General features: G+C 67.8%; 1 protein-coding gene. It reads left to right on the top strand.

The genetic code is table 11. The annotated features are described in order from the left end of the window. A partial coding sequence (locus ACLJNW_RS29130) for a thiamine pyrophosphate-dependent enzyme (protein WP_410962158.1) occupies positions 1 to 230 on the top strand: 230 nt, incomplete at both ends.

The raw sequence follows: 230 nt of genomic DNA, 5'->3' as shown, positions 1-230 counted from the left end.
CTGCTACGTCAGCACCATCGGCCTGTCGCAGATCGCCGGCGCACAGTTCCTCCATGTCTACCAGCCGCGCCACTGGATCAACTGCGGCCAGGCCGGCCCGCTGGGCTGGACCATTCCCGCCGCGCTGGGAGTGGTCAAGGCCGACCCGAGCCGCCAGGTGGTGGCGCTCTCCGGCGACTACGACTTCCAGTTCATGATCGAGGAACTGGCGGTCGGCGCGCAGTTCAAGC

It is taken from the genome of Salmonella sp. SAL4457, from assembly GCF_046548235.1.
In the GTDB taxonomy this organism is placed as follows: domain Bacteria; phylum Pseudomonadota; class Gammaproteobacteria; order Enterobacterales; family Enterobacteriaceae; genus Salmonella; species Salmonella enterica.
Note: the sequence above shows the minus strand (reverse complement) of the source record. Positions and strands in the feature narration are given on the sequence as shown.